3 protein-coding genes are annotated in these 2,377 nt (G+C 58.6%); all 3 read right to left on the reverse strand.

The window, feature by feature from the left end; all coding sequences use genetic code 11:
* The coding region (locus tag AB4Z53_RS35245; protein ID WP_441600054.1) for a porin at positions 1–137 on the reverse strand (137 nt) is incomplete at its 3' end.
* Between the two features lie 116 nt (positions 138–253).
* Positions 254–1,138, reverse strand: coding sequence for a tyrosine-type recombinase/integrase (locus AB4Z53_RS35250; protein WP_365888480.1), 885 nt, complete (start codon positions 1,136–1,138; stop codon positions 254–256).
* 223 nt (positions 1,139–1,361) lie between these two features.
* Positions 1,362–2,377, reverse strand: a 1,016-nt coding sequence (locus AB4Z53_RS35255) for a porin (protein ID WP_441600052.1), incomplete at its 5' end; no start/stop codon positions are given.

Raw genomic sequence — 2,377 nt, forward strand, 5'->3', positions numbered from 1 at the left:
TGCCTGCCGAAAGCGTCGCAAACGCGAACGTATTCCATGGGCTCCGGCTCGGCTGCGACGATTGCGTCTGCTGCCTGTGCGCCGGAAACTGCTGCGAGAGCAGCAGCGGAGCCGAGAAGAAGGCTCTTGATGTTCATTTCTGACCTCCAGTCAGAATCGGAAGGTTTTCCGCGTCTGACTGGGTCGGCTCCCCAGCTAAAACTCAGCACAATCGAGCCCGCGGGTGGGCATCCGAAGGTTCGCTAGGGGAGTGTTATTTTAGGTGGCGTTCAAGCACCGGCACGCACATGTCGAGATCGTGCGACGCGAGGTGGGCATAACGCATCGTCATCTCGAGCGTCTGGTGACCGAGCCACATTTGAACGCGCCGAAGGTCGATGCCGCCGCGCACGAGACGAGACGCGCACGTATGCCTTAGGACGTGCGGAACGATGTCCTCTTCCTCGCCCAGTCCTGCTTCCAGTTTGGCGGCGTTCCACACTGCGCGATATTTTTGAGGATCAACCGAAGAGAATGGTCCGGGAGACCTGTCCGCAAGTGTCTCCATCGCATCTTTCGCTCTGGACGTCAGGGGTACCGTGCGGCTACGACCGGATTTGGTGACCCAGAACGTTACTCTGCCCTCATAAATATCATTCCATTTTAATGCGATGGATTCGCCAAGGCGGGCGCCTGTGTCCACCAGGAATATGGAAAGTTGCAAGTAGAGGTCTGATCGGTTGCCGATTTCTCGGAACAACGCTTCCTCTTCGGCGGCCTCCAGGAAGCGGAGGCGCCCGGCTCTTTCTTTTTGCCGCCTGAACTCGGGCAGACTGTGGATGTCACCCATCTTGTACGCTTTCCGCAGCAACTTGCTCAGCGCCGCCATCTTCCTGTTGATGGTTGCGTTGCTGTTGCCGCGTTTGCGTAGTGCGCCGATGAGGCTGTCGAGCATGTCTTGTGAGAAGGTGGTGAACCTGGCGCAGATCAGAATCTCGTCAAGTTCGCCGATGAAGGCCTTTACGTTATATTTGTGGCTGCCCTCTTCCCACAAAATGTCGGCATAGCGCTGAAGCAGTTCACCCAGTGTGGTTTCCTTCACCACCCCGACTGGACGTTGCGGGCTAAAGCTATAGTTGACCTCATATCCCGAACGCATGTCCGGAAAGCTGAAGTCGCCCGCCTGTTTTTCAGCGTCCTGCCCCACGCTCGCAGTTTCCCTCTCCCTCTTGCGAATGAGGCGGAGAAACCGGCTGTATTCAAGCCAACGCCTTCACCTTTCGGCAATTCTGGCGTCTCAAGGCAAGCAAACGTTGCGAAACAGCAACAGCCCGCAACTCCGAAGAGTTGCGGGCTTCGCTTCTGACCGAGGTCAGATGATCTTAGAAGTCGCGCTGCAGACGGACGAAGCCGAGAACCTGATCGTCAGCGTTGTCCTGATCTTCATACTGAACCGAAACGCGGGTAGCGAGGCCTTCGGTGATCTTGTAGTCGAGCGTCAGACCAGCGCGCCACTTGTCGTCGTCGCCGAAGCTGGTGAGCGAGTCCTGCAGGCTACCCCAGTACTGGAAGCCCGGAGTAACAGCGAGCTTGTCGGTTGCATTCCAACGGTAGGAAGCAGCAACGGTCCACTCAGAGTCAGCCCAGTAAGCGTTCGGGTCGGAAGCCCAGATACCAGCGATCTGGAAGACGCCCGGGCCGAGGTCAGCCGAGAGCAGAGCGCGGATCGCGCCTTCTTCGAATTCGGTGTCGTAGCCGCCGAGCAGGTCGAAGGAAACGCCGCCGACCGAAGCCGAAACGATACCCTGAACGCCAACGCCGTTCGGCTTGGTCGACCAGCCTTCGAGTTCGTCGATAGCGATACCAGCCTGGAACGAACCGCCGTCATAGAGGTAGGCGATCGAGTTGAACTCGGTGACGTTGCCGATCGAGTCGGTTTCGCCGTTCAGACCCTTATCCCACCAGCTGTAGAAGAAGCCGGCCTTGAGGCCACCGAGCTGGATGTAGGCTTCGTCGACGTCGATGAGGCTGTCACCGATGTCGGTGTCGTTGTCGGCGTTGAACTCAGCAGCGAAGAAGCCGGTGAGCGTGCCGTACTCGGTGTCGCTCTTGGCGTCGAACGAGATGTAAGCGCGCGAGAAGGCATCCCAATCAGACGTGCCGGCAGCGCCCCAGCCCTGACGACCGTTAACAGCATTTTCGCCGAACGAGGTCTGGAAACGGATGAAGCCGCCGATCTTGAGGCAGGTTTCGGTGCCCGGGATGTAGAAGTAGCCAGTGCCGAAAGCGTCGCAAACGCGAACGTATTCCATGGGCTCCGGCTCGGCTGCGACGATTGCGTCTGCTGCCTGTGCGCCGGAAACTGCTGCGAGAGCAGCAGCGGAGCCGAGAAGAAGGC

Source organism: Ensifer sp. 2TAB8 (assembly GCF_052115125.1).
In the GTDB taxonomy this organism is placed as follows: Bacteria; Pseudomonadota; Alphaproteobacteria; order Rhizobiales; family Rhizobiaceae; genus Ensifer.

Bases quoted from the DNA above. Each gene is read 5' to 3' on its own strand.
- AB4Z53_RS35250 (WP_365888480.1), bottom strand. From the start codon at position 1,138: ATGCGTTCGGGATATGAGGTCAACTATAGCTTTAGCCCGCAACGTCCA.